At 72.7% G+C, this 14,697-nt stretch carries 14 protein-coding genes; 8 read left to right on the top strand and 6 right to left on the bottom strand.

Features of this window, described 5'->3' with window-relative positions:
* The first annotated feature begins 218 nt into the window (after nucleotides 1-218).
* The 4 genes from ACFV04_RS40315 (at nucleotide 219) to ACFV04_RS40300 (ending at nucleotide 2,934) form a co-directional block, all read left to right on the top strand.
* Complete coding sequence (locus ACFV04_RS40315; protein WP_380536044.1) at nucleotides 219-386, top strand: hypothetical protein; 168 nt, start codon at nucleotides 219-221, stop codon at nucleotides 384-386.
* Nucleotides 387-522: 136 nt separating this feature from the next.
* Entirely contained in the window at nucleotides 523-1,203 is a 681-nt protein-coding gene (locus tag ACFV04_RS40310) for a nucleotidyltransferase domain-containing protein (protein ID WP_380536042.1), read from the top strand.
* Nucleotides 1,204-1,702: 499 nt separating this feature from the next.
* On the top strand, nucleotides 1,703-2,191 hold the full coding sequence (locus tag ACFV04_RS40305; protein WP_380345706.1) for a GNAT family N-acetyltransferase: 489 nt from the start codon (nucleotides 1,703-1,705) through the stop codon (nucleotides 2,189-2,191).
* A complete protein-coding gene (locus ACFV04_RS40300) occupies nucleotides 2,188-2,934 on the top strand; it encodes a hypothetical protein (protein ID WP_380536040.1) in 747 nt (248 codons plus the stop codon). The genes ACFV04_RS40305 and ACFV04_RS40300 overlap by 4 nt, the downstream gene beginning before the upstream one ends.
* A gap of 134 nt (nucleotides 2,935-3,068) precedes the next feature.
* On the opposite strand, the gene ACFV04_RS40295 is transcribed toward ACFV04_RS40300, so the two are convergent.
* Nucleotides 3,069-4,286 (bottom strand): erythromycin esterase family protein, encoded by a 1,218-nt coding sequence (locus ACFV04_RS40295; protein ID WP_380536038.1) that lies wholly within the window; start codon nucleotides 4,284-4,286, stop codon nucleotides 3,069-3,071.
* Between the two features lie 635 nt (nucleotides 4,287-4,921).
* Here ACFV04_RS40295 and ACFV04_RS40290 point away from each other — a divergent pair.
* On the top strand, nucleotides 4,922-6,403 hold the full coding sequence (locus ACFV04_RS40290; protein WP_380345711.1) for a purine-cytosine permease family protein: 1,482 nt from the start codon (nucleotides 4,922-4,924) through the stop codon (nucleotides 6,401-6,403).
* 286 nt (nucleotides 6,404-6,689) lie between these two features.
* On the opposite strand, the gene ACFV04_RS40285 is transcribed toward ACFV04_RS40290, so the two are convergent.
* From ACFV04_RS40285 to ACFV04_RS40275, 3 genes are all read right to left on the bottom strand, one after another.
* Complete coding sequence (locus ACFV04_RS40285) at nucleotides 6,690-7,904, bottom strand: glycosyltransferase (RefSeq protein ID WP_380345713.1); 1,215 nt, start codon at nucleotides 7,902-7,904, stop codon at nucleotides 6,690-6,692.
* A gap of 94 nt (nucleotides 7,905-7,998) precedes the next feature.
* A complete protein-coding gene (locus ACFV04_RS40280; protein WP_380345715.1) occupies nucleotides 7,999-8,127 on the bottom strand; it encodes a hypothetical protein in 129 nt (42 codons plus the stop codon).
* A 71-nt stretch (nucleotides 8,128-8,198) separates the two neighbouring features.
* Entirely contained in the window at nucleotides 8,199-8,936 is a 738-nt protein-coding gene (locus ACFV04_RS40275) for a DUF4232 domain-containing protein (protein ID WP_380536035.1), read from the bottom strand.
* A gap of 193 nt (nucleotides 8,937-9,129) precedes the next feature.
* Between ACFV04_RS40275 and ACFV04_RS40270 the strand changes: the two genes are divergently transcribed.
* The 3 genes from ACFV04_RS40270 to ACFV04_RS40260 all read left to right on the top strand — a co-directional run bounded on the left by ACFV04_RS40270 (nucleotide 9,130) and on the right by ACFV04_RS40260 (nucleotide 12,891).
* Nucleotides 9,130-10,497: a helix-turn-helix domain-containing protein gene (locus ACFV04_RS40270; RefSeq protein WP_380536033.1), complete on the top strand. Its 1,368-nt coding sequence runs from the start codon at nucleotides 9,130-9,132 to the stop codon at nucleotides 10,495-10,497.
* Between the two features lie 118 nt (nucleotides 10,498-10,615).
* Nucleotides 10,616-11,926, top strand: a complete 1,311-nt coding sequence (locus tag ACFV04_RS40265; protein WP_380536031.1) for an ATP-binding protein — start codon at nucleotides 10,616-10,618, stop codon at nucleotides 11,924-11,926.
* A gap of 278 nt (nucleotides 11,927-12,204) precedes the next feature.
* The gene (locus tag ACFV04_RS40260) at nucleotides 12,205-12,891 is read left to right on the top strand and encodes an alpha/beta fold hydrolase (RefSeq protein ID WP_380536029.1); all 687 of its coding nucleotides are present in this window, start codon (nucleotides 12,205-12,207) and stop codon (nucleotides 12,889-12,891) included.
* Nucleotides 12,892-13,038: 147 nt separating this feature from the next.
* Here ACFV04_RS40260 and ACFV04_RS40255 read toward each other — a convergent pair whose 3' ends face one another.
* Nucleotides 13,039-13,431 (bottom strand): peptidoglycan-binding protein, encoded by a 393-nt coding sequence (locus ACFV04_RS40255; RefSeq protein ID WP_380345725.1) that lies wholly within the window; start codon nucleotides 13,429-13,431, stop codon nucleotides 13,039-13,041.
* A gap of 316 nt (nucleotides 13,432-13,747) precedes the next feature.
* Nucleotides 13,748-14,545 (bottom strand): SMI1/KNR4 family protein, encoded by a 798-nt coding sequence (locus ACFV04_RS40250; RefSeq protein ID WP_380536026.1) that lies wholly within the window; start codon nucleotides 14,543-14,545, stop codon nucleotides 13,748-13,750.
* Nucleotides 14,546-14,697: the final 152 nt, after the last annotated feature.

Raw genomic sequence — 14,697 nt, 5'->3', positions numbered from 1 at the left:
CAGGCGTCAGCGGTGCTACCAGAGCACGTCCTACTTTCAGTAGGAAGAGTCCGTGCAACCCGGGCCTGGCGCTCCACAGTTCGGACGAGGTCCGGTACCCACCCAGGTACCGGACCTCGTCCGCGTTCACGGGCAGTGCGCGCGACGACCGCCGCCGGACCCACCCCCTCGCCGTCGGCCCCCGAGGACTGTCAGTGCCGGCCGCTAGGTTTTCGACCATGACCCCCGCACACGCCACCGCCACCCGCATGAGGACGATCCGGCCGACCACCGGGCCCCACCGCATCACCGAGCCCCGCACCCGCGGCGGCGCCGCCCCCGTCCGGGTCGTCCCCCTGTGGGCGGCCCCCTGCGCCCTCGCCGCCCAGGACGACGCGAAGCGCTGACCCTCCCGGCCGGCCCGCTGGCTGACTGGCCGGCTGGTGACCTTGTACGGCCACCGGCCACGTACGGCTCCACGCCCCGCTGGTCTCCGTCCTCGACAAGGCCGGTGGCCTTCGAGTTCGCTGATAGATTCCCGCGATGAGCGAGCAACTGCCCAGCGGCGGCATCGAACTGTCGCCCGACGAGATCGAAGCCCTCCACACCAGGTGGTCGTCCTGCTGGACCCCGAGTGAGGTCGCGCGGCAGCTGGCCGGGATCGACACCCCCTGGTACGTGGCCGCGGGCTGGGCACTCGACCTGTTCCTCGGCAGGCAGACACGCGCTCACGGAGACCTCGAGATCGCGATTCCGGCGGCGACGTTTCCCGAAGTCCGCAACCGCTTCCCCGGATTCGTCTTCGACGCGGCAGGCAGCGGCCGGATCTGGGAGGACGCCGCACCGGAGGTGCTGGCCGCCGTACACCAGACCTGGCTCCGCGATCCGGCCACGGGAAACTACCTGCTCGACGTGTTCCGCGAACCGCACGACGGCGACACCTGGATCTGCCGACGCGACGGGACGATCCGGCTCCCCTACGGCGACATCGTCCACCACACCGCGGACGGCATCCCGTACCTGGCACCCGAACTGGTCCTGCTCTTCAAGGCCAAGCACGTCCGCCCGAAGGACCAGACGGACTTCGACGCGACCGTCCCGCACCTGACCCCGGCTCAGCGCGCGACCCTGAGCGGACTACTCGCCCGCGTGCACCCGGGGCATCCCTGGATTTCGGACCTGTCGCCGGCCCCCTCCGATCCCCCTGATGCCCTGATGCCCTGATGCCCTGACGCAGGGCGGACAGCCGGTCGGCGGGCTCAGTCCGGGGTGAACCACATCAGCACGGCGGGGCCGTCCGGCGTGATCACCGCTACCCGGGCCCGGAAGCGTCTACCACCGACAAGATCGACGACGGCCACGGCTCGTACGCCATCCTCCCGGGCCGTACGACCTCTACCGGGGTGTCGCCCGCTGGGCGGTGAGGCCGAGTCCGAACATCCACGACCGGACCACCTCGCGGAGTGTCGACGAGCCGTCCCGGTCGTGCTCCACGGCCGCAGGGAACCGGGGAGCGTGTGCCCGCAGCCATCCCCACCGGTTCGGCAGCTCCACCGGTTCGATCGTGCCGGACCGCGCCCGACCCGGACCGACGCACTGCCCCGGTCCGAGCGCAGGCCCTTTCCGGCTGATGCCGGGGCCGGTCCGAAATGCCTTGGACAGCAGGGGGATCGGCTTGCTGGAATGGGAGACGGCCGCTGTCGGAATCGAAAGGGGCACGGCGATGACCGGGATCGGGCTGCGCCTGTCGGTGCGCGACCTCACCGATGCGGATGTGCCGTCCTGCGGCTGGGCCGGCTCCCCGAAGCACGTGCGCGAGCTCGTCCACCAGATCCGCCGTGCCGAGGCGGGCGAGATCGACTACCTGGCGGTCTGCACACCGGTCGGGTTCCCGGTGGCGGTCGGCGGCATCGACTACACGGTCACGCCCGGCGCCGGAACGCTCTGGCAGCTCGGCGTCCACCCGGCCCTGCAGTCCTGCGGGATCGGCACCCTGCTGATCCGCTCCGCCGAGCAGCGGATCGCCGCCCGGGGCCTGACCCGCGCCGAACTCGGCGTCGAGGAGGGCAATCCGCGCGCCCGCGCCCTGTACGAACGCCTGGGGTACCGGGCCTTCGGCCGCGCGCTCGACTCCTGGGACGTCGAGACCGAGGACGGCTCGCTCCGGCGGTACGAGACGATGTGCGCCCTGATGCGCAAGGACCTGACGTGACACCGGACTTCGCGGCGTTCGTCGCCGCCGCGACGGCCGACCCGGCCGTCGTCGGTCTCGTCCTCAAGGGTTCCCGGGCCCACGACGGCATGACCACCCGTCACTCCGACCACGACCTCTACGTCGTCCTCGCCGACGACACGGCGAGCGAACTGGCTGCGCTCGACGGCTACCGCTCCGCGCAGCTCGACCTGGTCGTCACCACCCTCGACCGGTTCCGCCGGCCCGCCGACTGGGAGCGGTACGCCATCGCCCGCTCCCGGGTGCTGATCGACCGCCGCGACGGGGAGGTCACCCGGATCGTCGCCGCGATGGGACGGCTCGGCGTCGAGGAGGCCTTCCGGTCCTGCGCCGCCCTGCTGGACGCCTACACCAACTCGCTCTACCGCTCGGTCAAGAACCACCGCGACGGCAACCCGCTCGCCGGCCGCCTCGACGCGGCCGCAAGTGTCGGATTCCTGCTCGACCTGCTCTTCGCCCTGGACCGCCGGCCCCGCCCCTACAACAAGTACCTGGCCTGGGAGCTGGACCGCTTCCCGTTGCCCGGCTGGGAGAGCACCGCGCTGTTGGACACCGTCGCCCGGATCACCGCGACCGGCGAAGTGACGCGGCAACAGCAGCTCTTCGCCCGGGTCGAGGCGGATGCCCGGGCCGCCGGCCACGCAGCGGTGCTGGACGCCTGGGGCGAGGACCTGCTCCTGATGCGGCCCCAGCCGGACTCCCCGGCCGACCCCTCCTCCTGAGCCGGGCCGACGGCCGAATCGGGCACAGCACCTCGGATCGTCCGCCCAGGCCTCGTCCGGGCTGGTCCGGCCTCCTCCGGCCTCGTCCGGCCTCGTCGGGGCTCCTCGGGGTCGGCCGGTCGTTTCCGTCGGGGTCAGGGCAGCCGGCGTACCGGGGAGGCCTGGCGGATGTGGATGAGGACGTCGAAGGCGTCGGCCAGGGAGGCGACGGCCAGGTGTTCGGCGGCGTCGCGGGCCGGGGTGTAGACGCCGCTGATGACGCGGGCCTTCGCAGGTCCGTCCCACTGGCTGCGGACGTCGTCGTGGCGCAGGTCCAGCCAGCGGGCGGGCAGGTCCGTGCCGCCGAGCCTCGCGTCGACGAGGTCCGCGGCCGGGTCCGGGACGACGGCGACGCCGAGGTCTCCGTGGTGGAAGCCGATCGCCGCGGAGACGTACTGCGCGCCGTAGCGCTTGCGCAACAGGCTGCCGACAGTGGCCTGCGGACCGCGTTCGGGGGCCAGGCCCAGCACCGTGTCGGCCGCCGACGTGTGCGCGATGCCGTCCCAGTAGACGGTGCGCAGGCCGGTCCGGTGCCGGAAGTCGGCGACGGCGTCGGCCCAGGTCTCGGCCTCGCCCGCGTAGGTGCCGCGCCCGGCGACGCTGTGCTCGTGGAAGCGCGCGATCAGGCGCATCCGGGCGACCGCGCCGTCCGCTCGGTCGTCGGCGCCGGGGAGGGATTCGACCAGCAAGAGAGCGTCGCGGGCGTGTTCGGCGAACGGCCGGCCCGGGTGGATTCCCCGCGCCCGCTGGATGTGCTCGTCGGTCTCGTGGGCGGTGCGGATGGGTTCCAGGTGGGCCGTCACCTGCGCGAGCCGCTCGGGCGCCGACGCGCGGACGTGTTCCAGGACGGCGTCGTAGTCCGCGGGCCCCGCCTGGGCCGGTTTCACGCCGAAGATCCGGACCGGGTCGTCCGCGTGGTCCCGGTTGAACGTCCGGATCCACTCCAGGGCCGTGACCGTCTCGGCGGTGCGCCAGGGCTTCCAGGCGTCGGCCAGCGCGGACGCGGCCGAACCCCGGCCACCGCGCACGTACGCGTCGAGGGCGGCCGCGGCACCCGCGTCGTCCTGGACGGCCAGCGCGCGGAAGCCGTGGTCCCGGACCAGTCGGCGGAACAGTTGGTCCCGGACCCCGAAGGTCTCCCGGGAGAAGCGTGTGGACTCCCCGATGCCGACCACCGTCGCCCCGACGGCCAGCTGTCCGGCGATCTCGTCGAGCGCGGTGTCGGCCAGCGGGAGGGATTCGGTCAGGTGGCGGTCGGTCATGTTCGGTTCGGTGGTGGCGGGTTGGCGGATGGCTGCGGTGTCGTTCGGCATGCCGCCAGTCTTGTAGGTGAAGTCGACTTGAGGTCAAGCGGATCGATCCGCCGGCTTGCCCGGCCGGCCGGAACGCCCGGTCGGGGATGGGGGGATCGGGGGATCCGGGGGGTCCTGATGCCGATCCCGCCGAAACGGCAGGTCGGCGGCCGTCTGATCGACGGCCTCCGCGCGGGCGGCCTGCACGCGGCGACCCTCGCGCGGGCGGCCCTCGCGCGGCGGCCTTCACGCGCCAGTCTCCGCGCGGCAGCCGAGGCCGATCCTCGGCGGACAGCGGGACGGCGGCGCCGAGCCCGATCGCAGGTGACGACGGTCACACGCGAGGGGTGGCGGTCTTCGCGCTCCGCCCGGTGGACACGGGCACCACCAGCCAAGGCGAGCGTGCCGCAACGGGCGCTCCCGCCCGGGCCCCAAGGGGCGTGCGGTGTACCGGTCGAGGGCCGGCGGGGCGTACCGGAGGGCCACCCGGCCGCACGCCCGTCCGGCCCTCTGGCGCTCTTAGCAGGCAACCGCATCAATCAGGTCACATCTGCAACAAAGTAGGATGACTCAACTCCCGCGCTACGCGCGAAGAGTTCCATAAATGTCCCATTTGCCCTATTCATCTCCCGCTTCACACGCACGGAGCCACCCTCATGGACAACCAGTCCACCGCCGACGTCGACGGTGCGATAGAGACCCGCGGTATCGAACCCGTCCCGGACCACGAACGCCGGGGCAGAGTCCGCGAGCTCTTCCCGACCTGGGTCGCGGCGAACATCAGTGTGCTGCTGCTCACCATGGGTGCGGCCCTGGTGGTGTTCAACCAGCTGAACTTCTGGCAGGTCCTGATCGTCGCCGCGTGCGCCGCGCTCGCCTCCTTCGGCATGGTCGGCGTGCTGTCGGTCTCCGGCAAGTGGGGCGGGGCCCCGGGTGCCACGCTCTCCCGGGCCACCTTCGGTGTGCGCGGGAACCTCTTCCCCGGCGCGATCCTCTGGATCGCCCGGTTCGGCTGGGAGACGATCAACGCCGTCACCGGCGCCTACGCCGTGCTGACCGTTCTCGACCTGCTCTTCGGCATCAAGAGCAACACCGCGCTGATCGTCATCACGCTCTTCCTCTTCGTCGCCTGCACCTTCCTGGTCTCCGGCATGGGCCGGAAGGCCCTGAACGTGTGCAACACCTGGTCGACGTACCTCTTCGGCGTCTTCAGCGTCCTCGTGCTGGGCTACCTGGTCGCGACCATGCACTGGAGCGAGGTCTTCGCCAAGCCCGCGGGCACCACCGCGATGATGATCGCCGGCATCGGGACCATCGCCGCCGGTGGCATCAGCTGGGTCCCCACCGGCCCGGACTTCGCCCGCTACCTGCCGCACGCCGCCTCCGGCAAGAAGATCGTCGGCGTGACGGTCTCCGGCGCCGGCCTGGTGATGGTGCCGATGGTGCTGATGGGTGCCGTGATGGCGGTGGCCTCGCCCGGCCTGGCGCAGGCCGCGGACCCGGTCTCCTTCCTCGGTGACCTGCTGCCGACCTGGCTGGCCGTGCCCTACCTGCTGACCGCGATCGTGGGCATGCTGCTGATCAACAGCCTCTCCATGTACTCGGCCGGCTTCACCGCGCAGACCATGGGCGTCAAGCTGCCGCGCGCCATGGCCGTCAGCATCAACGCCGTGATCTCGCTGGTCGGCGGCCTGCTGCTGATGCTGGTCGCCAAGAGCTTCCTCGGCTCCTTCATCACCTTCCTGATCCTGCTCGCCGTCTCCTTCTCGGCCTGGATCGGCGTCTACGCGGTGGACATGTTCCGCCGCCGCTCGCGTGCGGTGCGCTACGACGCCGACGCGCTGATGGACACCACCCGGAACAGCCGGTACTGGTACGTGGGCGGCTTCTGCTGGCAGGCGATGGTGTCCTGGGTGCTCGCGCTGCTGATGGGGCTCGCCTTCACCAAGTGCGACTGGTTCGCCGGCCCGCTCTCCGACACCCCCGTCGGCAGGTACGGGCTCGCCTGGGCGGCGACCATCGTGATCTCCGGCGCGATCATGGCCGTGCTCCCCGCGCCCCGGGAGGGCACCTCCGCCACCGCCCCCGAGCAGCCCGCCGGTGTCCAGGCGGAGCGGACCGAACGGGTCACCGTCTGACCGCGCGACACCCACCTCCGGGCATCCCGGAGACCCCCGGACCGCCCGGGTGCCCACTCACGGAGTCGGCACCCGGGCGGTCCGGCTTCGGCGCCCCGGCGGCGTTCTCGCTGACGTTCCCGGTGGGGATCGGTGCCGGGCGGGCCCGATGGACGCCGGCGCGGCTCACCGGACGGACCGGATCGACGGGAGCACCCCTCTCCCCGCCGTGGTCGTACCGGCAGGCCCACGCCGCGCGCCGTCGGGTCGTGTGCGGTCGGGTCGTGCGCCGTCGGGTCGTGCGCCGTCAGAGGCAGACGGCGCCGTCCGGCCACGACCGTGCCGCGTCGGCGGACGCCCGACGTCGGGTCCCACCCGGTCGGCACCGTACCCGCCCGTCGTACAGGGCCGTGATGTCCAGTGGCGGCAGCTGTGCCAGCTCGGCGGCGGCGGCGCTCATGGCGGCGGCGTAGCGGGAATCTCCGAGGACGGCCGTCATGGCGTCGGCGATCTCGCGGCGCGTGGCCGTGAGGTGCAGCGCGCGGCCGAGGCCGCGCCGGGCGAACGCGGCGGTGTTGTCGGGCTGGTCGGCGAGAACGCCCATGCCCAGGACGGGCGTCGCGGCCTGCACCGCGTCGAGCAGGGACGCCCGTCCGCCGTGCGTCACGAACAGGTCGGCACGGTGCAGGAGGGCGGGCTGCGGGGCGTGCCCGACGACCGTGATGCGGGGGTCCGCGCTGTGCAGTTCCCCGGCGAGGTCTCCCGCGGACACGATCGCGTCGCAGCCGGTTCCGGAGATCGCGGCCATGATCTCCCGGTAGACGTTCCCGACCACGGTACGCAGGCCGGTCATCGTGGTGGCCAGGGTGCCGAGGCTCACGTAGACCAGCGGGCGGGAGGAGGAACGGTCCAGCCGCTCGGGGAGGGTCGACCAGGACGCGGCGACGGTGCGTGCGACGGCGTGCGCCGAGGGCGGGGGCGTCGCGTGGAACCACGCAACCGGCGCAGGGACGAGCATCGGGGGCAGTACGGGCGTGTCCCGCCCGTACTGCTGGTGGAGGGGGGTCAGCGCGGGCGCGATGTCGGTGTCCCAGAGGTCCAGGAGCACCGGGCCGAGACCGTTGTCGGCCGCGAACACGGGCAGGTCCAGGACCTTCGCCGCCAGGTGCGCGCCGAAGTCGCCGCACTCGGCGATCACCAGATCGGGCCGCGTGCGGGTCCACGCGGTGATCAGGTCACGGGCCTTCCGTCCGGCGTTGTCCGGCCAGAGCCGGCCGAAGGCGTAGCGGTTGAAGGCGACGTTCCCGCGATCCCGCCAGATCCCGCTCGCCGACCGCTGGACGGCGGGAGCACAGGTCCAGTCCGTTCCCGCCCCGTGGAACGCCACCCCTCGCCGCCGGGCTTCGAGGCGGAACATGTGGGGGGCGTAGAGCGTGACCTCGTGGCCCTGCTCCACGGCCGGGACGGTGACGTAGTCGAGCGCGGACACGTGCGACGGTATCGGCTCGGCTGTGACTGCCATCCGTAGTGCCATGCGGACTCCAAGGTGCGCGGTGCGGGTCGGCGAACCGCCGGGCGGCCGCCGGGGTCGGTGTCGTGGGGCGGGGCGCCGGGCCTCAGCGCCAGGAGAGGCCGGCCCGCCGGGAGAGGTCCGGGTCGTCCGGACGGCCGAGGACGAGGATCCGGAAGGCCGTGCCGACGTAGACGACCAGGTGCCGGGCGATCCTGCGAGGGGTGCTGCGCATGGTGGTGCCTGCTTTCGGGTCGGGTACTGAAGGCTGTTCGGGTGCTGAAGGCTGTTCGGGTGCCGCCGGTGTCACCAGGAGACGGCGTCGTCCATCGACTGCTGCCAGTAGGTGACCTTGAGGGAGTCGTCCACGTAGACGCCCTTCGGGGGCAGCGCCGGGTTGGCGCCCGCGCCGACGCTCTCGTTGCCGGAGGGGCCGTGGAAGTAGACGGCCAGGGACGTCACGGTGTGGCCGTTGGAGCCGTCGGTGCCGTCCGTGGAGGACAGGTTCACGGAGGCGTAGCCGGACTCGCCGGGCTTGAGCGTGACGACCGCCTGCGGCTTCGAGTCGGTGATCACCGGGGGCACGGCCTGGGCCTCGCCGAAGCGGACGGCCGGGTAGCCGTGGAGGTAGCAGATGCCGGAGCCGGTGTTGGTGACCGTGAGCAGCATGTGGTTCACGGGGCGGTTCAGCGGGGCGGCGGTGGTCTTGGTGTTGGAGCCCTCGCAGGTGGTCGGCTTGGTGGCGGCGGGAGCGGCGGGGGCCTTCGGCGCGGAGGTGTTCGCGGGGGCGTTCGGCGAGGCGTTCGCGGGGGCGTTCGCGGCGGGCTTGGAAGCGGCGGACCCGGGGGCGGCGGACGCCGGGGGTGCCGCCGGGTCGGCCGCCGGCGAGGTGGGCGCCCCGGCGAAGCTGGTGAACCTGACCGACGGCGCGGGGCCCGCCGACTTGATCTCCCCGTTGTCGCCGCACGCGGTCATCGTGAAGGCGGCGAGTGCGACGCTGGCGGCGGCGGTGATCAGGCGGGTGCGGGAGGTGCGGACGGACATGTGGTCGTGCCCCTTTCGGCAGGTGCTCGGGTGGTGGGTCGATCGGATGACCGAAGCTTGCGGAGCGATCCGTCCCGGCCACAACGTCTGACGGCACGATGGGTAGGGTGGAACGGCGAATCGGGCCCTGACCAGCAGAGGTGGAACGGGCCTGGAACGCCGGAACGGGACGCCGGGGGATCGGAGGGGACAGGTGTCGGAGGGCACTGGGGCCGCGGAGACGCTTGAGTTCGCGCGGCTGCTGCACGAACTCAAGACCCGCTCGGGCCTGAGTTACGGAACGTTGGCCAAGCGGCTGCACACGAGCACGTCGACGCTGCACCGCTACTGCAGCGGCACCGCGCTGCCCAACGAGTACGCGTCGGCCGAGCGCATCGCACGGCTGTGCCGGGCCACGCCGGACGAGCTGGTGGAGCTGCACCGGGCCTGGATCCTGGCGGACGCGGCCCGGTCGCGCCGGACGGACCGGGCCGGCGAACCGCCGACGGCGGGCACGCCGGTGCCGCCACCGGGTCCCGCCCCGGCAGGTGTTCCCGTGCCCGCCCCGGCTCCGGCCGACCCGGCCGGACCCGCCGCCGCGACGGAACCCCCCGAGGGGGAGGCCGCCGGAACGCCGGTCGTCGAGGCGGTGGCACCGCCCGCCCCGCCGCGGCGTCGCCGCACCGCGCTGATCGCCTCCGCCGCGGCCCTCGCCGTGCTGACCACCGCGGTGATCGTCGTACGGCCCGTGCTCTGGGGCGGCGACGGCGGCCGGGCGGCCGGCACAGGGACGACGGCGGCGGGAACGGGAACGAACACGGGTACGGGTACGGGCACGGGCACGGGCACGGGTACAGACACGGGTGCGGGCACCACGGCCCTGCCGGAGCCGCCCCCCACCGGGACCGCGACGGGCAGCACCGCCACCACGGCGGCCACGAGCCCGACCTCCACCCCCACGCCCACCCCGCCGGACGACGCACCCGCGCCGCTCACCGTCGGCGTCCGCCCGTACGTCTACGCCGACCAGTGCAGCCAGCACTTCCTCGTCAACAGCGCGCCCGCCCAGGTCGGGCCGCCCGCAGGCGAACGCGACGCCCCGCGCTGGGCCGGTGCCTACGGCGCAGTGTCCTCCGACGAACAGGAGGTCGCCCTCACCGTCCAGGGCAGCGGAGCGGAGACGGTCGTCCTGGAGGCCCTGCACGTGCGGATCACCGCCAAGGGCGCACCGCTCGCATGGAACGACTACTCGATGGGCGTCGGCTGCGGCGGCGCGGTCGATACCAAGTCCTTCGACATCGACCTCGACCGGGGAAGCCCCACGATCACCGTCAAGGGCGGCCAGCGCGACTTCCCGTACAAGGTCAGCGCGTCCGACCCGGAGGTCTTCTACGTCACCGCGCACACCAAGGCGCACGACGTCCGCTGGGACCTCGCACTCGACTGGTCCAGCGGCAACCGCCGCGGCACCATCCGCGTCGACAACAAGGGCGTCCCCTTCCGCACCAGCGCCGACGTCAAGCGCCCCGGCTTCGACTACCCGCCCGGCTCCAGCGAGTGGATCAAGCGAACTGACGGCTGACGCCCTTCTCCGGACCCGCGTCCGCGGGGCGGCGCCCGGGGCTCGAAGACAGGCCCGGGCGTCCTGACCACCGGCGGGAGGGGCCGGCGACTCGCCCGCCGTGACGGCCGCGCGGACAATGGCCCCAGGAGCGGTCAAGGAGGCAGCCGTGCCGGTGTGGCACCTACGGGACTTCCACGACGACGACCTGGACCAGGCGATCCAGCTGTGGGACCAGGGCCGACAGGCCGACCTGTCGCTCCCCGTGTTCCCGGTCTCCGACGTCGTCGCCGCGGCCCGCGGGGGCCAGCCGGCGGTGGTCGCCCGGGTCGGGGACGAGCTGGTCGGCATGGTGGTGGCGCGGGCCGAGGGCGAACGCGGCTGGATCATGATCGTGGCCCTGTCCGGCGCGTGGCGCAACCGCGGCCTGGGCAGCGCGCTGATCACGCAGATCGAACAGCGTCTGCGGGCCAAGGGGGTGCGGCGGATCAGCGCGGTCCTCACCCCCGGCTCGACCGGGACGGGCGCTCTGGAGAACTCCGGCTACCGCCACGTGGAGGGCCTGGTCTACTACGAGAAGCTGGAACACCGGGGCGCGGGCGACGCGGGGCTGCTCGCCCAACTCGGCGGCCGGGTCATGCCGCACGGCCTGTGGGAGCAGCTCGCGGGCATGCACGCGGCCAAGGACACCATCGAGAAGCGGGTCGTACTCCCCCTCGCCGAACCGGAGTTGGCCGAACGCTACGGAGTCCGCCAGCCGAAAGCGGTGATCCTCTTCGGTCCGCCCGGCACCGGGAAGACCACCTTCGCCAAGGCGGTCGCCTCCCGACTGGGCTGGCCGTTCGTGGAACTCTTCCCCTCGCGCCTGGCCGCCGACGCCGACGGGGCGCTCGCCGCCTCGCTGCGCGAGGCCTTCGCCGACCTGGCCGAGCTCGACAGCGTGCTGCTGTTCATCGACGAGGTCGAGGAGATCGCCGCCGCCCGCTCCGGCACCGCGGTCGACCCGGGCCACGGCGTCACCAACGAACTCCTCAAGCTCATCCCGGCGTTCCGCGACCACGACGACCGGCTGCTCATCTGCGCCACCAACTCGCTGCGCACCCTCGACTCGGCCTTCCTGCGCCCGGGCCGCTTCGACTACGTCATCCCCGTCGGTCCGCCCGACGCCGTCGCGCGCGAGGCGATCTGGCGCCGCTACCTCGGTCCCGCCGCGCAGCACGTCGACATCGGCAGGCTGGTCACGGCCAGCGAGATGTTCACCCCCGCCGACATCGAGTACGCCGCCCGCAAGGGCTCCCAGCAGGCCTTCGAGAACGAGTTCACCCACCGCGCCGGGGTCCCCGCCGGCACCGACGACTTCCTCGCGGCGATCTCCGGCACCCGCCCCACCCTCACCGCGCAGGCCCTGACCAGCTTCAACGAGGACATCGAACACCACGTCCGGACCTGAGCGGCCCTCGCCGCGGCACCGGTTGCCGACGGCACCGCCCGGTGGTCCGGGCGGTGCCGTCGGCAGTCAGCAGCCGGTGTCGGAGCGGCTCGCACCGGAGAGGCAGTGGCAGGTGTCACCGGCGTCGTGGGTGATGCGCGGCCACACGGTGTCCTGGTTGCGGTGTCGACGACCTGGCCGGCTCGAGGCGCCGCGACGCCACGACTGGCACTCAGGGTGACCGAACGGGAACGCGCCGTAGTATCCGTCGAGATGTGCCGTCCACGGAGGAGGAAATCATGTCCGGCAAGGCAAGCATCGTCTTCGCCCACGGGCTCTGGGCCGACGGGTCGTGCTTCAACAAGCTCGTCCCCGCGCTCCAGGCCGAGGGCCATGCGGTGTCGAGTTCGCAGCACGGCCTGGACTCGCTCGAAGGCGACGTCGCGTGCGTCACCCGCTCCATCGGCCGAGTGCCCGGCCCGGTCGTGCTCGTCGGCCACTCCTACGGCGGCACCCTGATCACCAAGGCCGGTACCCACGACCGCGTGGGCGCCCTGGTCTACATCGCCGCGCTCGCCCCCGACGAGGACGAGACCTCGCAGGGCCAGCAGGACAAGTTCCCGCGCACGCCGGTCTTCGACCACATCGACGTCTCCGACGGCCGTATCTGGCTCCGCGAGTCGGGCATCGGCGACTTCTGCGGCGATCTGCCGGCAGCCGAGCAGAAGCTCGTCCTCGCGACCGGCGCGGTGCCCGTACCGGACCTGTTCGACCAGCAGGTCCCCGGCACCGCGTGGCGCACGAAGCCGAGTTGGTACATCGTCGCGAACGGCGACCGCACCGTGAACCCCGACCTGGAGCGGGCGGCCGCCGAGCGCATGGGTGCGAGGACCCACGCCGTCGACAGCAGCCACGTGCCCATGCTCTCCCGCCCGGACGTCGTCCTCGACGTCATCCGCGACGCGGCGAAGGCCCTTGAGACGTGATGGAGGGACGGACGTAGGGCCTCGGACCGTCTCCGTCCGGGCCACCGAATGCCGGACACCCGCCGGCCTTCCCCTGGCGGGGAGGGCCGGCGGGCGGCTTGAGGCAAGCTTCCCGGGTCAGAGTCCGGGCCGGAGTCAGAGGCAGGGTCAGGACTTGGTCGGGAGGACCGAGTGGCAGTACGGGTCGCTCTGGTGGAGGTGGGCCCAGTAGAGCAGGTCGCCGGTCTGGGGACCGACGACGCCGTCGGCGTCGAGGTTCTGGGCGCTCTGGTAGGCCTTCAGCACCCGCAGGGTCTCGCCACCGAACTGCCCGTCCACGTCCAGGGCCATCTCGGGGTGGGGCAGGCCGGGGCCGCGGTGGGAGTTCCAGTGGTTGAGCGCGAGCTGGACGCACGTCACGGCCGAACCGCGGTCGCCGTAGCGGACGTTGCGCGCGCCGGGCTGGGCGCTCGCCGCCGAGGCGCCGATGCCGACCAGGAGGAGGGCGGCGGAGACGGTGGCCGCTCCCCTGCGCAGCGCCGCCTTGGTGTTCAGCTTCATGGTGCGTTTCCCAACTTCTCGTGCTTTTCGTGCTTATCGTGCTTTTCGAGCTGATCGTGCTTCGTGTGCGGTGTGGCAACCGTCGGGTTGCCGGTCCGACACGTCGTCAACCGTAGGCGCGTGGGAGGCCCTCGAATGCCGGACGGGACCGGGTCGGGGCCGTCCCACGGGTGTCTCAGGGCGCTGATCTGGGCGTTTCGAGGACGGCCGCAGAAATGTGGAGACGGCCCAACTTCCGTGGTCGGTGCGCCGCGGAACCGCGCAGGGCCCTTCCGGGAGGCGTCCGGGTGCCCTCGGAGGCCGCCGCGGCCGGTTGCTACGTGCCGAGGATCTGCGCGGTGGGCGTGAAGCGCGTCCTGTCCTCCGGGGCGACGATGCCGTCGAGGTCGGTGAAGTAGAACGACGGCGACGTGCCGGCCACCACGTCGAGGAGGAACCGGCTGCACGGGACCGGGTGGGCCTCCCAGAAGGGGCCGCGCCCCTCGTTGAGGATGACGGTCCATTCCTCCGGCTCGACACCGGGCCGGACCAGCCAGTACAGGACGTGCCCCGCGCCCTCCACGTACCCCCAGGGCACCAGCCTGACGTCGCCCTCACCGAGTTCCGACGGCTTCTCCTCGCCCGCTTCCCAGAGTTCGGCGAGGATCTCCGCACGTTCCGCGGTCTGCGCGACCAGGTCGTACATCGCCTCCGGGCAGTCCGGTTCCAGCAGCCAGAGCGTCCCCCCGAAGAGGCCGCCGCCGTACGTCCGGACGAGCCGCTTGTAGTCGGCGGGCAGGGCGGTGCCCAGCGCCTCCTCCACGGCGGCCCACTCCACGTCGAGGCGGCCGCGGGGGGCGGGCGGCGGGCAGAGGCGTTCCAGCGGTTCGGTGTGGCGCAGGCTCCGGGCCGTCCGGATGTCGGTCGGGAGGGCGCTGAACCGCGGCGGCGTCCTGCCGGCGTCCAGGACCACCGCGCGCATCCGGTCGCCGACCGCGGCGGGGGGAGTGTCCGACCACCATGAGGGGTGCTTGGTCCGGTCGAGGAAGCCGTCGTGCCCGTCCGCGTGGACGGTGATCCCCGTCGGGGTCACGACGGTGACGACCACGTCGTACTCGTGATGATCAGCAAGCATGGCCCCCACCCTGCACCATGGCGGGGACAGCAGGGCGCGCACCCTCGGTCCGCTCGTCCCGGGTCGGGTGGCCCGGCCCGGTCGTGCCTGGCCCGGTCGTGCCCGGTGCGTTCGTGCCCGGTGCGGCCGCTACGGCGGGGCCGGCCTCCGGC

It is taken from the genome of Kitasatospora sp. NPDC059599, from assembly GCF_042735125.1.
Lineage (GTDB): Bacteria > Actinomycetota > Actinomycetes > Streptomycetales > Streptomycetaceae > Kitasatospora.
Note: the sequence above shows the minus strand (reverse complement) of the source record. Positions and strands in the feature narration are given on the sequence as shown.

Bases quoted from the DNA above. Each gene is read 5' to 3' on its own strand.
- ACFV04_RS40260 (WP_380536029.1), top strand. From the start codon at position 12,205: ATGTCCGGCAAGGCAAGCATCGTCTTCGCCCACGGGCTCTGGGCCGAC.
- ACFV04_RS40280 (WP_380345715.1), bottom strand. From the start codon at position 8,127: ATGCGCAGCACCCCTCGCAGGATCGCCCGGCACCTGGTCGTCTACGTC.
- ACFV04_RS40295 (WP_380536038.1), bottom strand. From the start codon at position 4,286: ATGCCGAACGACACCGCAGCCATCCGCCAACCCGCCACCACCGAACCG.
- ACFV04_RS40305 (WP_380345706.1), top strand. From the start codon at position 1,703: ATGACCGGGATCGGGCTGCGCCTGTCGGTGCGCGACCTCACCGATGCG.
- ACFV04_RS40315 (WP_380536044.1), top strand. From the start codon at position 219: ATGACCCCCGCACACGCCACCGCCACCCGCATGAGGACGATCCGGCCG.
- ACFV04_RS40265 (WP_380536031.1), top strand. From the start codon at position 10,616: ATGGCCCCAGGAGCGGTCAAGGAGGCAGCCGTGCCGGTGTGGCACCTA.
- ACFV04_RS40310 (WP_380536042.1), top strand. From the start codon at position 523: ATGAGCGAGCAACTGCCCAGCGGCGGCATCGAACTGTCGCCCGACGAG.
- ACFV04_RS40275 (WP_380536035.1), bottom strand. From the start codon at position 8,936: ATGTCCGTCCGCACCTCCCGCACCCGCCTGATCACCGCCGCCGCCAGC.
- ACFV04_RS40250 (WP_380536026.1), bottom strand. From the start codon at position 14,545: ATGCTTGCTGATCATCACGAGTACGACGTGGTCGTCACCGTCGTGACC.
- ACFV04_RS40255 (WP_380345725.1), bottom strand. From the start codon at position 13,431: ATGAAGCTGAACACCAAGGCGGCGCTGCGCAGGGGAGCGGCCACCGTC.
- ACFV04_RS40285 (WP_380345713.1), bottom strand. From the start codon at position 7,904: ATGGCAGTCACAGCCGAGCCGATACCGTCGCACGTGTCCGCGCTCGAC.
- ACFV04_RS40290 (WP_380345711.1), top strand. From the start codon at position 4,922: ATGGACAACCAGTCCACCGCCGACGTCGACGGTGCGATAGAGACCCGC.